Here is a 1,010-nt window from a genome sequence, read left to right as displayed (position 1 = left end):
ATTACAAGATGGATACAAGCGGGTCAATCAAGGAGACCTTCCATTTCTGCCTGAGTCCCGTACCATGACTTTCCGCTTAGAAATCACAAAGCCAGAACTGCCACTCTCATTCAAATTCAGAGAAAAACTGGGCCTTGCTCCGGAGAGAGAGAAACAAGATATTCTTACTGATAAATACCATGACCGTCTTAAACGAAAACGCGCTGACATCCCGTTTGAAATCGACTTTCACTTTCGAACTATCTCTATCCAGAATGGAACTGAGGGGTACGAAATCGAAGTAATTGCGCGACCTGTGTTGCTACAACAACAGCATCAGGGAATGCTTGATTCTAATGAAGAATATGACGTGAAGAGTGCTATCAGCACGACGAAGCAAAGAATCACAAAGTATGCTCGGAGAGTTGAAGCAGAAACATTCCAAGAACCACACACAGAAGCAGAATTGCTTGACAACTCTCTTGAACAGAAATATCGGGACATTCTCAGAGAGACAGAACATGGTAGAACCGCGATACAGTACATTGACGAGGGTGATTCCAGCTTCCAACGGGATCACCTCAACGCCGCACTAAGTTGCTACATTCACGGCATTGAATGGGTTATAATAGATTATCTGAAGCGGACGGGAGATAAAGATGTCATTGAACACGAAAAATCCGATGCCGGTGTACTCTACAAGTATTCAAATCTTGTAGACGGAATCCGACATAACACACCAGCGAGTCAGCGCACGATTAGCTACCTAGATAGGGTCAATGGTGCCGAACGTCGGTGGATGGCTCATCATAAGGACGGTAGCACGCTCAAAACAGATGTTAACACGCTTCGTGAGCGTTTACTCGAACTCATTGATGAGCTATTTAAAGATCAGTTGACTGATCAGACAGAACCAGTAAAATAGCGATCTCTGAATGCGGTTAGGGGAGCGAACGTCTTCCAAAAAGCTACACAAACGCCTGCGTCCGCTCCTCAGTATGCTCGCTAACGACCTCGTCGATGCCCTCCCG

1 pseudogene is annotated in these 1,010 nt (G+C 45.7%); it reads left to right on the top strand.

The window, feature by feature from the left end:
* A pseudogene (locus tag EXE45_RS16725) lies at positions 1–904 on the top strand (hypothetical protein); the annotation flags it as partial.
* Positions 905–1,010: the final 106 nt, after the last annotated feature.

It is taken from the genome of Halorubrum sp. SP9 (assembly GCF_005435015.1).
Classification (GTDB): Archaea; Halobacteriota; Halobacteria; order Halobacteriales; family Haloferacaceae; genus Halorubrum; species Halorubrum sodomense.
The sequence above is the reverse complement of the archived record's forward strand: the minus strand, read 5'-3'. Positions and strand labels throughout refer to the sequence as shown.